Below are 15596 nucleotides of genomic sequence, written 5' to 3'. Positions count from 1 at the left end.
GCCACTTGTAAAACGTCGGCTCGCTCACGCCGTGCTTCCGACAGAGCTCCGCCGCGCTCAGCCCGGCCTGGTGCTCCTTCAGGATGCCAATGATCTGTTCTTCGCTGAACCTGCTGCGCTTCATCGTTCATCTCCTCTGTCGAGGAACAGACTAACCTCAGAGTGGGGAGGTTTCAGGGGAGCAGGTCAAGACCTGCGAAGGACATGGACCCGGTAGAATCGCATGGCGAGGAAGTTCTATGCGTTCGCCGTGATCAAAATCTAAAAACGGCAAACGGGCGCCCGCGTTACCACGTTCGGACAGCCTGCGGCCTCGGCTTGTTCGGTAAGCAATGATCGGTGGCGGCGCGAAACCGTGCCTCAATTCGTCGCCCAGGAGCGCAAATTTATTTTTATTCGGTGGTCAGCGGGCCCGGCCACTCACGCACCGGTCTTTGGTAGGCATCGCGATGCAATATGTTTTCACATTGTGGTCTTGGACCGCGTCACGCAGCGAGCCCGCTGCCGTTTTCAGCGAGTCGCCTCATGCGGTCAATGTATGACTCGGTTGTGCGTAGCTTCGCGATCTCAGCTTCGAGGTGCTTGCATATCGGGATGAATTTTGCGCCGTCGGGTCGCTCGGCAACGAGGTGAGCCATAATCATCAGAGCATTTTCGAGGCGGTCGATCGAACCTGACATGGTTCCTCCAGTTGTTGGTGCCTGGAGGGACTTCGGTTCGTGGATCGCCCCAATCACCCCGGTTTGATTGCCGGTTTGAGCGCACCTGAGGGTTCAGTGGCTGAGCCTTTCGGGACTTGTTCTGTGTGGCAGTTTGTGGGGCAAAACCGCGGACCACATAAGCAAAACCCCCGGAAACGCCTGGTTTCCGGGGGTTTTGGCTTGACATCTGGTGCCGGTGATAGGACTCGAACCTACGACCCCATCATTACGAATGACGTGCTCTACCAGCTGAGCTACACCGGCGCCGGAGTGAGGCGGCTCTTAGCACCGGCGTCGGGAAGGGAAAAGGGGGGAATTCGCCTTTTCCTGCAAGGCCGGTGCGGGGGCCGGCAGGCGCTAGCGCGACGCCCGCGCGCTGTCGTCCCGCGGCCGGTCGCCGGACGTGCCGTCGGCCGGCGGCGCGGGGTCTTCCGCTCTGCCCTCGAGATCCGCCGTGGTGGGCTCCGTCGTGGCCGGGGCCCGGATGTCGTCCTCGCCGACAAGCAGCGGGAGCATCTCGGCGCCGACGGGACCGGAGACCTCGGCCTGCGGGGGACGGCGCCAGGACAGCGTGTCGAACGCCTCGCAATGGGTGCAGACCGGCGTCCACTCCGCATGGATGTTGTTGCAGTTGTCGCAGACCCAGGCGGGGCCGCGCGGTGCGGTCAGCGCGCGGGCGAGCCAGCCGCGCACCACCTTGTCCGACGCGCCCTCGCCGCGCTCGATCGCTGCCATGATCGACAGGACGCGCGCGTCCGGGTCGGTTTCGGCCAGGTTGCCGACGGCGCGCCGGGCGCCGGGGAAGTCCTCGGCCGCGAGGTGCAGTTCGGCGTTCAGGAGCTTCGTTTCGCGATGGTCCGGCTTGATCGAAACAAGCTGGCGGAATCGCTTCAGCCGGTCGGCCGGGCTTTCCTCGGGCTCGATCTCGGCGAAGGCGGCGGCAAGGTCCGGGTGCGGCTCCTGCTCCCATGCCTTCTTGAGGATGCGGGTCGCGTTCTTCTTGCGGCCATCCGCGATCATGCTGCGCGCGGCCATCGCCGCCGCGGGCACGAGGTCGGGCGAGCCCTTGTTGGCCGCGATGGCGGCCTCGCGCGCCTCGATGGTCTTGCCGGTATCGAGGACGTCCTTTGCCTCGGACAAAGCAAGGACCGCATCCCGGCGGCGGTGCACGTCGCGCGGCAACGCCCCGTGCTTGAGCTTGGCGTTGAGCGTCTTGCGCGCGCCGGCCCAGTCGTGCTTGCCCGCCTGCAGGCGCAGCAGGACATCCTGCACTTCCTCGTGCTTCGGCTTCAGCGCGAAGGCGCGCTCGGCCAGTTGCAGCGCGGTCTCGGTGTCGCCTTCGGCCAGCCGCTGGTGCATGATGCCGCGGATCCCGACGAAGCGCGTGCGGTCGTGCGCGAGCAGCTTCTTGTAGGTCGCCTCGGCCTTCTTGCGGTCGCCCTGTAGCTCTGCGGCCTGCGCCACGATCAGGTCGGTCACTTCGGGGCGCCTGAGGTAGCGGTCGGCCTTCTGCGCCTTGGCCTGCGCCAGCCGGCCGTCTCCGGCCGCCAGCGCGGTCATCCCGTCGGCCAGCGCCTCGAACCCCTTCTTTTCGCGGTTGCGATCGAAGTAGCGCGAGATCGCGGTATCGTCGCCGTTGATGAACTTCAGTACCGCGACCAGAAGCGACACGAGCTTGAAGACGATATAGAGCGCGACCACGAGCAGGATCAGTGCCAGCACCGATTGCAGCGGGCCGAAGGTGTACTCGGTGCCCGCGACGGTGACCATCACGCCGCCGGTCGATTCCATGAGGTAGCCGGCGCCGAGGGTCAGCGCCGCGACGGCCGCGACGAAGAAGACGATCTTGATGAGAGACCAAAGCATGAGCGGCGCCCCTTATTCGTTGTTCAGTTGCTGCACGACGCCTTCGGCGGCGGCGAGCGCCTCGGCCCGGATGCGGGCCCGTTCGGTCCATTCGGACATCGCTTCTTGCGCAGGCTCGGGCAGGGTCGCGATCTCGTCGAGCGCGGTGGACAGGTCACCCGCGTTCACGGCGGCCTCGACCCGGCTGAGGATCGCGTCGGGGCTGTCGCCATCGCGCGGCGTGACGGAGCGCGCGTTGAGCTGGCGGGCCATGAACGCCGAGAGCCGGTTGCCGTCGCCCTCGGTCCCGGCGCCGGCGGCCCGGGCCGCCGCGAGCCCGTCGCGCGCGGCTTCGGGATAGGTCTCGGTCAGCGCGGCACGGGTGGGCACGCCCTCTTCTGCGGCGACGCTGAGAGCCTCGGGGATCTCCATGCCGTCAGCCAGGGGGGCGAGTGCGTCGGCATAGGGATCGCCGGTGCGTACCGCGGTCAGAAGATCGCCCGCGGCCGCGCGCAGCTGCGAAAGCTCCGCCTGCCGCTCGGCCTCTGCCTCGGCGCTGCGGGCGGCCTCGACCATCGCCTGCAGTTCGGCGCGTTGCGCCTCGATCTGCGACTGCTGTTCTGCGAAGGCCTCTTCCATGGCGGCCTGCCGCTCGGCGCTGGCCTCCTCGAAGACGGCGCTCTGATCCTCGACGCGCGATTGCAGCTCCTGCAGCTCGCGCTCGTAGGCGGCGACCGTCTCGGGTGAGACGGCATCTTCCATCGGGGCCTTCTCGATCGCCGTGACGCGTTCGGCGAGGGTGCCGGCATCCTCGTTCATGGCGCTCAGGCCCGCCGACAGGCCCTCGATCTCGGCGCCGAGTTCCTCGACCCGCCGGGTGAGGGCGGTGAGGTCGGTGCCGATCGTGCCGGTCCGGTCCACGAGGTCGGCCACGGAATCCTGCACGCTGGTCAGGTCGATGTCGGACAGGCCGGTCTCGATGCCGTCGATCCGTGTGCCGAGCGACTCGAGCCCGCCCTCTGTCTCGGCGAGGGCGGCCCGGGTTTCGTCCTCGAACGCGCCGCTCTGGTTGGAGAAGGGCCAGCCGTTCGGACCCAGATACTGCGACAGGGCAAAGCCGGCGATGGCCGCGACGATGCCGCCGAGGACCATCGGGAAAAAACCGCCGCGCCGTTCGACCACGCGCTCGGGCCCCGCGGCGCCGGCCGCGGTCGCCGTGGCGGCGCCGACCGGTCCGCCGGACCCGCCACCGGACGTGTTCGGACCGGATCCGATCGTGTCGGTGCTTTCGCTGCTTTCGGCCGGAGCGGCGGGAAGCTCGTCCTGCGCCGATGGCCCGTCTTCGACCGGGGCGACGGAATGGTCGCCGGTCGCGAGCGTCGCGCTCTCGCCGGTCGCTGCCGCGTCCTCGTCGTCGGGCGAGGGGGCCATGCCGTCGTCATCAGCGCGGTTCTCGGCAAACGAGGGGCGCGTTCCGTCTTGGGCAGCATCGGGATCGGAGGCGATCCCGGCTTCGGCCTCGCTGGCCGTGTCGGGGCCGTCTGCCGGGTTGGCCTCGGACATGGTGGCGTCGGCCGGGTCCGGTTCGGCCGCGTCCGCTGCCGGGGTTTCGGATCCCTCGGGCGCGGCGTCCGCCTGCGTCTCGGTGTCCGGTTTCGGCGCGTCGCCCGTTTCGTCCTTCGGCTTGTCCGCGTCTGCCACGTCCGCAATCCCCCTTCGAATCCTTCGGGCGCGGTCGCGCCTCAATGTCGTGAAGACCTTACTCGGCCCCTCCGCCTGCCTCAAGCATCGCGGCCTCTTGCAGGAGCGCAGCGACTGCGTCGGCCATCGCGGCGGCGTCGGGCGCCTCCGCGACGTGCATTCGAAGGGGGGCCAGCGGCTCGAGCGCGTCGGCAACCCGGTTGCTCATCGCTGCGACGAGGAGCGGCGCCCGGATCGGCGCGGCTCGGGCGAGAAGGCGCGCCGTGCGCGGCGAGAAGACCGGCGCGATGACCGGTGCCGTCGCGTCGAGCGCGGCACGCGCCTCGGTCGAGAGCGGGCAGGCGGGCTGATCGTAGACGATGGCGGCACCGGCGGTCAGCCCCTCGGCCCGGAGCCGCCCGACGAGATCGCCGCGCGTCACCCGTCCGCGCAGGTGCAGGATCGGCTTGTCCGGACGCTTGGCCAGAAGATGCGTCAGCAGCGTTTCCACGGTGCCGCCGGCCGAGACCGGCTCCAGCCCCGCATCGCGCGCGGCCGCCGCGGTGGCATCCCCGACCGCGAAGGCATGCGCGCCCGGCGGCCCACCGGCGCCGGCATAGGCCTGGACCGCGTGCGCGGAGGTGAAGACAAGAAGCGTATCGGGCGGGATCTCCGGCAGGTGCGGCCGATGCACGATGGAGATCAGCGGGCTGACGACCGGCACGAAACCGTCCAGATGTCGCGCGCGCAGACGCTCGAGGAACCGCGCCGAGCCGGCCTCGGGGCGAGTGAGCAGAAGCGGAACGGGGGCGCTCATGGTCGCGCGCGTCGCATTGTCGTGCGCCTTCGGTCAGAGCCGGCGGGATTGCCGGCCGAGCCTGCCTTTGCTAACGCCAAGGCTGTTCTTGCGCAACGGAAACTCCGCCCGCATGCCCCGCACCCTTCTCGGGATCGAATCGAGCTGCGACGACACCGCGGCGGCCGTCGTTCGCGGACGATCGGTGCTGTCGTCCGTGGTGGCCGGGCAGGGCGGGCTGCACGCGGCCTATGGCGGCGTGGTCCCCGAGATCGCGGCCCGCGCCCATGCCGAGACTCTCGACGATGTCGTGCGCCGTGCGCTGGCCGAAGCCGGTTGCGGTCTCGCCGATCTCGACGGCGTCGCGGTCACCGCGGGGCCCGGGCTGATTGGTGGCGTGCTGGCCGGCGTGATGACCGCCAAGGCGATCGCCGCGGGGACGGGCCTGCCCCTCGTCGGCGTGAACCACCTGGCGGGCCACGCGCTGACGCCCCGCCTGACCGACGACCTGGGCTATCCGTACCTGATGCTGCTGGTGTCGGGCGGGCATTGCCAGTTTCTCGTGGTCCACGGCCCCGATGCGTTCGATCGGCTGGGTGGCACGATCGACGACGCGCCGGGCGAGGCGTTCGACAAGGTCGCGCGGCTCCTCGGGCTGCCGCAGCCCGGCGGACCGTCGGTCGAGGCGGCGGCGCGCGGCGGCGACCCGGCCCGCTTCGCCTTTCCGCGGCCGCTCCTCGACCGGCCGGGCTGCGACCTGTCGTTTTCCGGGCTGAAGACCGCCGTGCTCCGCGAGCGCGATCGACTTGTCGCCGCGCAGAGGGGCCTCTGGCGGCAGGACCGCGCCGATCTCTGCGCCGGATTCCAGATCGCGGTCCGCGACGTTCTGGCCGAAAAGGCGCGCCGCGCGATCGCGATCTACCTCGGGTCGCGGCCATCGGCGCCCGCGCTCGCGGTGGCCGGCGGCGTCGCTGCCAACGGGCCGTTGCGAGCTGCGCTTTTCTCGGTCGCCGACGCGGCGGGCCTCGCCTTCTGCGCCCCGCCGCTCGCGCTCTGCACCGACAACGCCGCGATGATCGCCTACGCCGGAGGTGAGCTCATGGCGCTCGGCCGGCGCGATGCGCTCGACCTTGCAGCCCGCCCGCGCTGGCCGCTCGATACCGGCGCGGCCCCGATGCTGGGCCACGGGCGCCGCGGCGCCAAGGCCTGAGTCCCGAACCCGATCACAACGGAGATCCCACATGCTCGTCGCCCTCATCGCCCGTGACAAACCCGATGCGCTCGAGATCCGCATGGCCAACCGCGAGGCACACCTCGCCTATGTCGAGCAGACGGGCGTCGTGGCGCAGGCCGGGCCGCTGATCGAGAACGGCGCCATGGCAGGATCCCTCGTCATCCTAGATGTTCCCGACCTCGCGGCGGCCGAGGCCTGGGCGGCCGACGACCCCTATGCGCGCGCCGGGCTTTTCGCGCGGGTCGAACTCGTCGAGTGGAAGAAGGTGATCGGCTGATGCGCTACTGGCTCTTCAAGTCCGAACCCTCGACCTGGTCCTGGGACGATCAGCGCGCCAAGGGCGATGCCGGAGAGGAATGGGACGGCGTGCGCAACTACCAGGCGCGCAACATGATGCGCGAGATGAAGATCGGCGACCGGGGCTTCTTCTACCATTCGCAGACCGAGAAGGCGGTGGTCGGGACGGTCGAGGTGATCGCAGAGGCGCATCCCGACTCGACCACCGATGACGCGCGCTGGGAGTGTGTGGACATCAAGGCACTCGAAACCGCGCCGGAGGCGGTCACGCTCGACACGATCAAGACGACGCCGGGACTGGAGGAGATGGTTCTGGTGAAAAACTCGCGCCTGTCGGTGCAGCCGGTGACCGAAGAGGAATGGCGGATCGTCCGGTCGCTCGCCGGGCTGTCCGAGGACTGAAGGACCGCGCCCGTGCCAACGCGTCGAAGCCCCCCGCTGTGCGGGGAGCTTCGACTTCACTCACCTAATGTGGCGCGCCGGTGCGTCGCCGGGCCGGTCATTCGGTCGGGCGCGCATCGCCACGACCGGGAGACCGGGTCTCGGATCCTGCCCGCGCGCCGCTCCCACACGGCGCGCAATGCAGGCGGCCGTCGCGTTCGCACGCGAGGGTGTGCGGACGCGGAAACGGCCTGTTGTGATCCATTCCGTGATCAGTCGACGGGTGATGATGTCCGGATGACGCCACCCCACGGTCGGGTGGTCACCGGTCGCCGGTCCGGGATTTTATCCCTTGGCGATCAGTCCCGTAGCCTTCTGGCGTCGCGGCTGTGTATAGCGCGAAAGCAAATGCCGCGCCAGCGTCATATGATTCCAATCCAATCATTGTTTTGCATCATGGATTGTGCGGATCATCGACCTGCGCGTCCGTGATCTGCAGTCACGCACCGACAGTCCCGCGGGTCAGCGCGGTGACGCGTCGGACCGGGCAAAGGACGTGGCGGTCGCGTCGCGCCGGTCGTCGACGGTCAGGCGTAAACCGAGTCTTTCCCGAAGTGCTTCACCAGCATGTAGTAGACCACGGCGCGGTACTTGTTGCGCTCGGACCGGCCGTAGGTCTCGATCACCGACTGGATCGCATCGTCTAGCTCGGGCCCATCGCTGAGGCCCAGCTTCTTGATCAGGAAGTTCTGCTTCACGGTCTCGAGCTCGCCCGGCTGGCTCGCCGCGACGGTCGCGGAATCCGCGTTGTAGATCGACGGGCCGCAGCCGATCGTCACCTTGGTCAGAAGGTCCATGTCCGGGGTCATCCCGCACTTGTTACGCAGGTCATCGGCGTAGGTCTGGATCAGGTCGTCGCGCTTGCTCATGTGCTGTCTCCCCTTGAGGACGCAGGATTGAGGCCCGCATCGGGCGCGAGACCGCGTTCACGTTACCGCGAGATGCCGCCGGGACAACATGTAAGTTGCGCGCATGAAAAAAGGGCGCGCCGTGCGGCGCGCCCTCGAAAGTGCCATGTGAGGCCGGATCAGTTGCCCGAGGACTCTTCCTCGGTATCCGTTTCGGCTTCGGCGTCGCCGCTCTCCATGTCGGCACCGGATTCGGTGTCGCTGGAGGCGCCGTCTTCCATGCCGCCGCTTTCGCTTGCGGCGTCGCCACCGGATGCGTCAGTGCCTGCGGATTCGGACTCGGTATCACCCGATGCCGCCGCGCCAGCCGTCGAACCGGATTCCATGTCGCTGGTGCCGCCTTCGACGTCACCGCCGCCCATGAGCTCGGACATCATCATGTCGTCCGGCAGCGGCTCGATTTCCGACTCGTCGTATTCCGGCTGCTGCTCGAGCGTCTCTTGGTCCGTGTCGAGCATGAAGCCCTGCGGCTCCTGGCTCATCTGGAAGTCGGTGGCCGGAAGCGCGACGGTGTACTCGCCAAGACCGAGGAACCCACCGATGCCGATCACCATTTCGGCGCCATCGCCGCGATCGATCACGTAGTCGATTTCACCGATGCGCTCGTCCTCGGGCCCGAACACGGGCGTGCCGACCACGTCGCCGACCGTCATTTCCTCGATCGAGGTGAACTCCATCTCGCCTTCCGCGGCGGCGTCACCCTCTTCGGTCTCGCCTTCCACGGCCTGCTCGGCTTCGTTCATCTCTTCGTTGGCTTCAGCCGCGGCCTCTTCGCCGGCATTCTCGGCGGCCTGGCCAGCGTCCTCGGCCGCATCGGCGGTCGCGTCGGCGGCGTCCTCTGCGGTCTGCTCGGCCGCTTCGCCTGCTTCCTGCGCCGCTTCGCCGGCTTCCTGTGCCGCGTCGCCGGCTTCTTCGGCGGCTTGCTCCGCCGAGTTCTCGACGGCGCCGTCGGCGTCGTCCTGTGCGGTGGCTGCGCCTGCGAGAAGCGCTGCGGTCGCCGCGCTCATCATGAGTGCCTTGAGTTTCATAGCGTCGTACCTCCTTGGTCACGCACTGTGTCTGCCCAAGAAAGTGACAGGGCCGCGCGGTGGTTTCCGCACGGCCCGGATTTGATTTGGAGCGGCCATTTCCCGCCGCTCACGGCCCTGTGAATAGGCGGGTTCCCGCCTATCGAGCCGTCAGTACCGGTAATGCTCTGGCTTGAACGGGCCCTCGGGAGTGACGCCGATATAGGCGGCCTGCTCGGGCGAGAGCTCGGTCAGGCGCGCGCCGATCTTCTCGAGGTGCAGCCGCGCGACCTTCTCGTCGAGGTGCTTGGGCAGGACGTAGACCTCGTTCTTGTACTGATCGCCCTTGGTCCAGAGCTCGATCTGCGCCAGCACCTGGTTGGTGAACGACGCCGACATCACGAAGGACGGGTGCCCGGTGGCGTTGCCGAGGTTCAGAAGACGGCCCTCGGACAACAGGATGATGCGGTTGCCCGAGGGCATCTCGATCATGTCCACCTGGTCCTTGATGTTGGTCCACTTGTGGTTCTTCAGGCTGGCGACCTGGATCTCGTTGTCGAAGTGGCCGATGTTTCCGACGATCGCCATGTCCTTCATCTCGCGCATGTGGTCGATGCGGATGACGTCCTTGTTGCCGGTCGTGGTGATGAAGATGTCGGCGCTGTCGACCACGTCCTCGAGGCGCACCACCTCGAAGCCGTCCATCGCCGCCTGCAGCGCGCAGATCGGATCGCTCTCGGTGACCTTGACCCGCGCGCCGGCGCCCGACAGCGACGCGGCCGAGCCCTTGCCCACGTCGCCGTAGCCGCAGACCACCGCGACCTTGCCGGCCATCATCGTGTCGGTGGCGCGGCGGATGCCGTCGACGAGGCTTTCCTTGCAGCCGTACTTGTTATCGAACTTCGACTTGGTGACGCTGTCGTTCACGTTGATCGCCGGGAACGGCAGACGGCCTTCGCGCATGAGGCCGTAGAGCCGGTTCACGCCGGTGGTGGTTTCCTCCGACACGCCCTTGATCGCGTCGCGCTGCTGGGTGAACCAGCCCGGCGAGGCGGCGAGCCGCTTGCGGATCTGGGCGAAGAGGAACTCCTCTTCCTCGGATCCGGGATCCGAGATCAGATCCTCCTCGCCGGCCTCGACCCGCGCGCCGAGCAGCACGTACATCGTCGCGTCCCCGCCGTCGTCGAGGATCAGGTTGCAGGTGCCGCCCTCGCCGCCGAACTGGAAGATGCGATCGGTGTAGGACCAGTATTCCTCGAGCGTCTCGCCCTTGACCGCGAAGACCGGCGTGCCGCCTTCGGCGATTACCGCCGCGGCGTGGTCCTGCGTCGAGAAGATGTTGCACGACGCCCAGCGCACGTCTGCGCCCAGCGCCTTCAGCGTCTCGATCAGAACCGCGGTCTGCACTGTCATGTGCAGCGATCCGGCGATCTTCGCCCCCTTGAGCGGCTGGCTCGGGCCGTATTCCTCGCGCGTGGCCATGAGGCCCGGCATCTCCGTTTCGGCGATGTCGAGCTCCTTGCGGCCATAGGCGGCCAGATCGATGTCCTTGACGACGAAATCCTTGGCCATGAGGGGCCCTCCATGCTGCGCGTTCGAATTCGCGGATGCGATTAGCACCGCGGTGATGTATCGGCAATGAAGCGTGGCGCCGCAGACCCGCCACGCGCAGATCGACGCAGGCCACGGACCGCCCATGCCCAAACCGACACGCGCCTGGCAACGGATGCTTTCGGGCCGCCGGCTCGATTTGCTCGACCCGACGCCGGTGGATATCGAGATCGAGGATATCGCCCACGGCCTCGCCTTCGTGGCGCGGTGGAACGGCCAGACGCGGGGCGACTACGCGTATTCGGTGGCCGAGCATTCGCTTTTGGTCGAGACGATCCATGCGCGCCTGTGCCCCGGCGCGCCCGCCCGCTGGCACCTGGCTGCGCTGCTCCACGACGCGCCGGAATACGTCATCGGTGACATGATCTCTCCGGTCAAGGCGGCGGTCGGGCCGGATTACGGCGCGCTGGACGACCGGCTGACCGCGGCGATCCACCTGCGGTTCGGACTGCCGGCCGAACTTCCGAAAACCGTGAAGCGGCAGATCAAGCGGGCCGACAGGGTGTCGGCCTGGATGGAAGCGGTGGAGATTGCCGGATTTTCGGAAAGCGAAGCCGACCGGTTCTTCGGCAGGCCGGACCCTTCGCTGACCGAGGGACTGTCGATCCGGCTGCGCCCGCCGCGCGACGTTCGCGAGGAATTCACCTCGCGCCACGCGGCACTGATGCACAAGTTGTGATCGGCGCGGATGCGCCTAGCGCGGCGAGCGCTTGGCGAGGATCCGCTGCAGCGTGCGGCGGTGCATGTTCAGCCGCCGCGCGGTTTCCGACACGTTGCGATCGCAGAGCTCATAGACCCGCTGGATGTGCTCCCAACGCACGCGATCGGCCGACATCGGGTTCTCCGGAGGGGGCGGCATCTCCTCTCCGTCGGACAGGAGCGCGCTGATGATGTCGTTGGCGTCCGCAGGTTTCGACAGGTAGTCGGTCGCGCCGATCTTTACTGCAGCGACCGCTGTCGCGATCGCGCCATATCCGGTGAGGACGACGACACGCCCGTCGGGCCGCTTCTCGCGCAGCACTTCCACGACATCCAGACCGTTGCCGTCCTCGAGCCGCAGGTCCACGACCGCGTAGGCGGGGGGGCGTGCCGTCGCGATCGCGCGGCCGCCGGCGACGGAGTCCGCCGTCTCCACGGCGAAGCCGCGCTTTTCCATCGCCTTGGCGAGTCGCCTCAGGAACGCTTCGTCGTCGTCGACGAGCAGCAGCGTCCGGTCTTCACCCAGTTCCGGAAGCTCGCTCTGCGACACGCGGGGATCTCCACCAATATCCTTCATGGCCGTAAATTTAGGCGACCTTGAGGGGTGGTCAATTCCTCATGCCGTATCGAGAAAGCAGCCGACGCGTTCGGCCATGTCCTCGGCGCTTGCGTCGCGGCGGAAGAAGTCGACGACGCCGTGCTCCGGAAGGACGAGATACGTGAAGGTGGTGTGATCGACGAGGTAATACTCGTCGTCGGTTTCCGGCACGTTGTAGTAGACGCGGTAGGCGTCGGCGGCGGCCTTCACCTGCGCCTCGGACCCGGTGAGACCCAGAAGGTCGGGATGCATCGCATCGGTGAACTCGGCCATCGCCTCCGGCGTGTCGCGGGCGGGATCCACGGTAATGAAGACCGGCTGAACATCGGCGCCGCTCTCGGCGAGGATCTCGGTCGCGTCGACGTTGCGCACGTTGTCGAGCGGGCAGACATCCGGGCACCACGTGTACCCGAAGTAGACGAGCGACGGTTGTGTGAACACGTCGGCATCCGTCACGGTGTCTCCGGTTTCGGACACGAGCTCGAACGGGCCGCCGATCTCGCCCATGCCGCCGGCGACGTTGCCCTGCCGGCACTCCGCGAACGCCTCCGCATCGCCGCGCATCTGCGAGAAAAGGACCGTGCCGGCCACGACACCGAGGATGGCCGTGCCGGCCGCGATTGCCGAGAGTGCGCCAAGACTTCGCATCCAGCCGCTCCGCCGTTGCCGAAAGGTGTCGCGAGACCTATCAACTCCGATGTCGGGGTAAAGAGGGCAAAGACGCACATGTCCGAGAGTTCGGCGGTCCCGAGCCCGGAGCCCGGGCTTCTCGATCCGGCGCGACGGCGGAATTCGATCCGGCTGCGCACGATGATCCTGCTGCGCTGGTTCGCCATCGCCGGCCAGGTCGTGGCGATCCTGCTGGCGCAACGGCTCTACGACCTGCAGCTCGAGACCGGATTGTGCTTTCTCGCGATAGGCGTGTCGGTGGCCGGCAACCTCGTGGCAATGCTCGTCTTTCCCGAGACGAAGCGGCTGTCGGAGCAGGAAAACTTCCTGATGGTCGTCTTCGACGTGCTGCAGCTGTGCTTCCTGCTGTTCCTGACCGGGGGGCTGCACAACCCGTTCTCGCTGCTCGTGCTTGCGCCCGTCACCGTGTCCGCGGCGGTGCTGCGGCTGCGCTCGACGATCCTGCTCAATGTCATCGCCTTCGTTCTGGTGACGCTGCTGGTGTTCTGGCACCTGCCGCTGGTGACGTCCGAAGGCGAGGTCCTGCGGATCCCCGACCTGTTCGTGTTCGGCCAGTGGATCGCGATCTCCATCGCGCTGGTCTTCATCTCGATCTACGCGCGGCGGCTGACGACCGAGATGAACGCGATGCAGGACGCGCTCGCCGCGACGCAGATGGCGCTGGCCCGCGCGCAGAAGCTCAACGACCTTGGCGGGATCGTCGCGGCGGCCGCGCACGAGTTGGGCACGCCGCTGGCGACGATCAAGCTGACGTCGGCCGAACTGGCCGAGGAGCTGGACGACCGCCCGGAGCTTCGGGAGGACGCAGAGCTGATCCGCCAACAGGCCGATCGCTGCCGCGACATCCTGCGCCGCATGGGGCAGGCGGGTACCGACGACCTCCAGACGCGGCAGGCGCCGCTGGAAGAGGTTATCCGGGAGTCGGCCGAACCCCATATGACGCGCGGCAAGGATATCCATATCGAGCCCGCGGGCGACGGCGCGCTGCCGCAGCCGCAGATCCTGCGGCGGCCCGAGATCATCCACGGGCTGCGCAACCTCGTGCAGAACGCGGTCGATTTCGCGCGCGCCAATGTCTGGATCGAGGCGTTGTGGAGCGACGACTTCATCACTGTACGCATCCTCGATGACGGCCGCGGCTTTCCGCCGCAGCTGATCGGGCGGATCGGCGATCCGTTCGTGCGCTCGCGCCGCGGCGTGTCGGATCGGCGCATCCGGCCGGAATACGAGGGCATGGGGCTCGGGCTCTTCATCGCCAAGACGTTGCTGGAGCGGACGGGCGCCGAACTGAGCTTTGCCAACGGATCGGAGGCAGGCATGGCGCCCACGGTCGGGCACAACCGGCGGGGCGCGGTCGTCGAGGTCGTCTGGCCGCGCCGGCGCATCGTGTCCGAGCGCGGGCGGCACTCGGGCCAGATCGACGCGGCGGGCTGACGCGGCGCGCCGCGCGCGGAGCGTTCGGATCGCGTGCGCCGGCTCCCGTTAACCGGGCATTTACCTTTGTTCGCGCAGTCATGGACGAACGTGTGGTCGTTGTGGCCGTGCGCCTGTCCAGCCCTCGCTTGTACCGACCCACACCATGCCCGATCATCTTGTGTTGGCCGCGCTTCTCGGTGTCTCGCTTGCGGGGCTCGCCCTCGCAATTCCGCTCGCTGCCTCGCTCCGCAGTTGGCGGTCGACCCGATCGGCGCCGGTGCAGGAGCCGCTGTTCCTGCTGCGCGGGACGCGTGTGGTGGATGCCAGCGTCGGCGGCGCGCGCTTGCTCGCGCGGCTCGACCACCCGAGCGGCGCCGACGGAGATGGTGCGCCCTGGTCCGACCTCGCGACATTGCTGCGGCCCGTTTTCCCGGGCCTTCCCGCCGACCCTCCGGCACCGGACAGCCGTGTCGCCTCTGCGGACGACCCTGGCCTCGTCCTGTGCGCGGGTAGCCATGGACGCGCCCTCGGCATTTCGGTGACCGGCGGATGCGCGGCGGCGATCGATGCGGTCCTGACGCGGATGGAGCGCGCGGCGTTGCACGAGGGGCTGGATCGTGCGCCCTACCCGATATGGCGCACGGATGCGGAGGGCCATGTCACGTGGTCCAACGCGCGCTTCAGGGCGCTGTCGGCCCTCTGCGGGACGGATTCGCTCTTTCCGGAGAAGCCGGAGCGCGCGGCGCAGCGACAGTCGCGGCGCGCGTCGCTCCGCCGGCCGCCGGCCGGAGGGCCGTGCTGGTTCGAGCTGACGTCGCAGCGCGCGCAGGACGGCTGGTTGCATTACGCGATCGAGATCGATGCCGTGGTCGAGGCCGAGGCGGCGCAGCGCAACTTCGTGCAGACGCTCGCGAAGACGTTCTCGCACCTGCCGACCGGCCTCGCCATCTTCGACCGGTCCCAAGCGCTCGTGTTGTTCAATCCCGCGCTGTGCGACCTGTCAGGCCTGTCGCCGGAACAGCTGGCCCATCGTCCGGACGTGATGTCGTTCTTCGACATGTTGCGCGAACGGCAGGTGATGCCGGAGCCGCGGGATTACGGGTCGTGGCGGAACGAGATGGCGGCGTTGATCCGCGCGGCGCGCGAGGACGGGTTCGCCGACACGTGGTCTCTGCCCTCCGGCCTGACCTACCGGATCACCGGCCGACCGCATCCCGACGGCGCGGTCGCGTTCCTGATCGACGATATCAGCGACGAGGTGTCCCTGACCCGGCGCTTCCGGCGCGAGCTGGAACTGGCGCAATCGGTGATCGACGCGTTCGACGACGCGATCGCGGTCTTCACCGCGGGCGGACTGCTCGCCTTCTGCAATGCCGGTTACCGGACGCTGTGGAACAGTGACCCGGACAGCGACGTCAGCTACACCACGATGATCGAGGCGACGCGGCTCTGGCAGGCGACCTGCGCTCCGACTCCGGTCTGGGGCGACCTTCGCGCCTTCGTCGGCCAACATGGCGAACGCGCGGGATGGGACGCCGAGGTCCGACGCCTCGACGGCCTGTCGCTGCAGTGCCGGATCGAGCCGATACACGGCGGCGCGACGCTGGTGCGGTTCGTCGTTCCGGCCGATGAGAAGTTGACGCCTCTTCCGGTGCCGCGCGAAGCCTGAATGC

Annotated in this window: 16 protein-coding genes and 1 tRNA gene; 6 read left to right on the top strand and 11 right to left on the bottom strand. The window is 68.1% G+C overall.

Features of this window, described 5'->3' with window-relative positions; translation table 11 throughout:
• The 6 genes from ROJ8625_RS05065 to ROJ8625_RS05040 all read right to left on the bottom strand — a co-directional run.
• Positions 1–124 (bottom strand): transposase (locus ROJ8625_RS05065; RefSeq protein WP_143535044.1); only part of this gene is annotated, 124 nt, incomplete at its 3' end.
• A gap of 361 nt (positions 125–485) precedes the next feature.
• Complete coding sequence (locus ROJ8625_RS05060) at positions 486–680, bottom strand: hypothetical protein (protein ID WP_085790722.1); 195 nt, start codon at positions 678–680, stop codon at positions 486–488.
• Between the two features lie 209 nt (positions 681–889).
• A tRNA-Thr gene (locus tag ROJ8625_RS05055) sits at positions 890–965 on the bottom strand.
• A gap of 93 nt (positions 966–1058) precedes the next feature.
• Entirely contained in the window at positions 1059–2567 is a 1509-nt protein-coding gene (locus ROJ8625_RS05050; RefSeq protein WP_085790721.1) for a heme biosynthesis protein HemY, read from the bottom strand.
• Between the two features lie 12 nt (positions 2568–2579).
• A complete protein-coding gene (locus tag ROJ8625_RS05045; protein ID WP_085790720.1) occupies positions 2580–4247 on the bottom strand; it encodes a COG4223 family protein in 1668 nt (555 codons plus the stop codon).
• A gap of 58 nt (positions 4248–4305) precedes the next feature.
• On the bottom strand, positions 4306–5043 hold the full coding sequence (locus ROJ8625_RS05040) for a uroporphyrinogen-III synthase (RefSeq protein ID WP_085790719.1): 738 nt from the start codon (positions 5041–5043) through the stop codon (positions 4306–4308).
• A 112-nt stretch (positions 5044–5155) separates the two neighbouring features.
• Between ROJ8625_RS05040 and tsaD the strand changes: the two genes are divergently transcribed.
• The 3 genes from tsaD to ROJ8625_RS05025 are packed head-to-tail and all read left to right on the top strand — an operon-like array spanning position 5156 to position 6955.
• Entirely contained in the window at positions 5156–6232 is a 1077-nt protein-coding gene (gene tsaD, locus ROJ8625_RS05035) for a tRNA (adenosine(37)-N6)-threonylcarbamoyltransferase complex transferase subunit TsaD (protein WP_085790718.1), read from the top strand.
• 31 nt (positions 6233–6263) lie between these two features.
• On the top strand, positions 6264–6533 hold the full coding sequence (locus ROJ8625_RS05030) for a YciI family protein (protein ID WP_085790717.1): 270 nt from the start codon (positions 6264–6266) through the stop codon (positions 6531–6533).
• Complete coding sequence (locus ROJ8625_RS05025) at positions 6533–6955, top strand: EVE domain-containing protein (protein WP_085790716.1); 423 nt, start codon at positions 6533–6535, stop codon at positions 6953–6955. The genes ROJ8625_RS05030 and ROJ8625_RS05025 overlap by 1 nt, the downstream gene beginning before the upstream one ends.
• Positions 6956–7521: 566 nt before the next feature.
• On the opposite strand, the gene ROJ8625_RS05020 is transcribed toward ROJ8625_RS05025, so the two are convergent.
• The 3 genes from ROJ8625_RS05020 to ahcY all read right to left on the bottom strand — a co-directional run bounded on the left by ROJ8625_RS05020 (position 7522) and on the right by ahcY (position 10481).
• Positions 7522–7863 carry a DUF2853 family protein gene (locus ROJ8625_RS05020; RefSeq protein ID WP_085790715.1) on the bottom strand — a complete coding sequence of 114 codons (342 nt, stop codon included), beginning with the start codon at positions 7861–7863 and terminating at the stop codon, positions 7522–7524.
• A 158-nt stretch (positions 7864–8021) separates the two neighbouring features.
• Entirely contained in the window at positions 8022–8930 is a 909-nt protein-coding gene (locus ROJ8625_RS05015; protein WP_085790714.1) for a PRC-barrel domain-containing protein, read from the bottom strand.
• Between the two features lie 150 nt (positions 8931–9080).
• The gene (gene ahcY / locus ROJ8625_RS05010) at positions 9081–10481 is read right to left on the bottom strand and encodes an adenosylhomocysteinase (RefSeq protein ID WP_085790713.1); all 1401 of its coding nucleotides are present in this window, start codon (positions 10479–10481) and stop codon (positions 9081–9083) included.
• 124 nt (positions 10482–10605) lie between these two features.
• Here ahcY and ROJ8625_RS05005 point away from each other — a divergent pair, with 124 nt between their 5' ends.
• On the top strand, positions 10606–11199 hold the full coding sequence (locus tag ROJ8625_RS05005; protein WP_085790804.1) for an HD domain-containing protein: 594 nt from the start codon (positions 10606–10608) through the stop codon (positions 11197–11199).
• A 15-nt stretch (positions 11200–11214) separates the two neighbouring features.
• Here the strand turns inward: ROJ8625_RS05005 and ROJ8625_RS05000 are convergent, their stop codons facing one another.
• Positions 11215–11769 carry an ActR/PrrA/RegA family redox response regulator transcription factor gene (locus tag ROJ8625_RS05000; RefSeq protein WP_085790712.1) on the bottom strand — a complete coding sequence of 185 codons (555 nt, stop codon included), beginning with the start codon at positions 11767–11769 and terminating at the stop codon, positions 11215–11217.
• A 66-nt stretch (positions 11770–11835) separates the two neighbouring features.
• Positions 11836–12465 (bottom strand): SCO family protein, encoded by a 630-nt coding sequence (locus tag ROJ8625_RS04995; protein WP_085790711.1) that lies wholly within the window; start codon positions 12463–12465, stop codon positions 11836–11838.
• 78 nt (positions 12466–12543) lie between these two features.
• Between ROJ8625_RS04995 and regB the strand changes: the two genes are divergently transcribed.
• Entirely contained in the window at positions 12544–13941 is a 1398-nt protein-coding gene (gene regB / locus ROJ8625_RS04990; RefSeq protein WP_085790710.1) for a sensor histidine kinase RegB, read from the top strand.
• A gap of 145 nt (positions 13942–14086) precedes the next feature.
• On the top strand, positions 14087–15592 hold the full coding sequence (locus ROJ8625_RS04985) for a PAS-domain containing protein (RefSeq protein ID WP_085790709.1): 1506 nt from the start codon (positions 14087–14089) through the stop codon (positions 15590–15592).
• Positions 15593–15596 lie beyond the last annotated feature (4 nt).

The sequence above is a fragment of the Roseivivax jejudonensis genome (assembly GCF_900172265.1).
In the GTDB taxonomy this organism is placed as follows: Bacteria; Pseudomonadota; Alphaproteobacteria; order Rhodobacterales; family Rhodobacteraceae; genus Roseivivax; species Roseivivax jejudonensis.
This window is presented reverse-complemented; position numbering and strand designations above follow the sequence as displayed.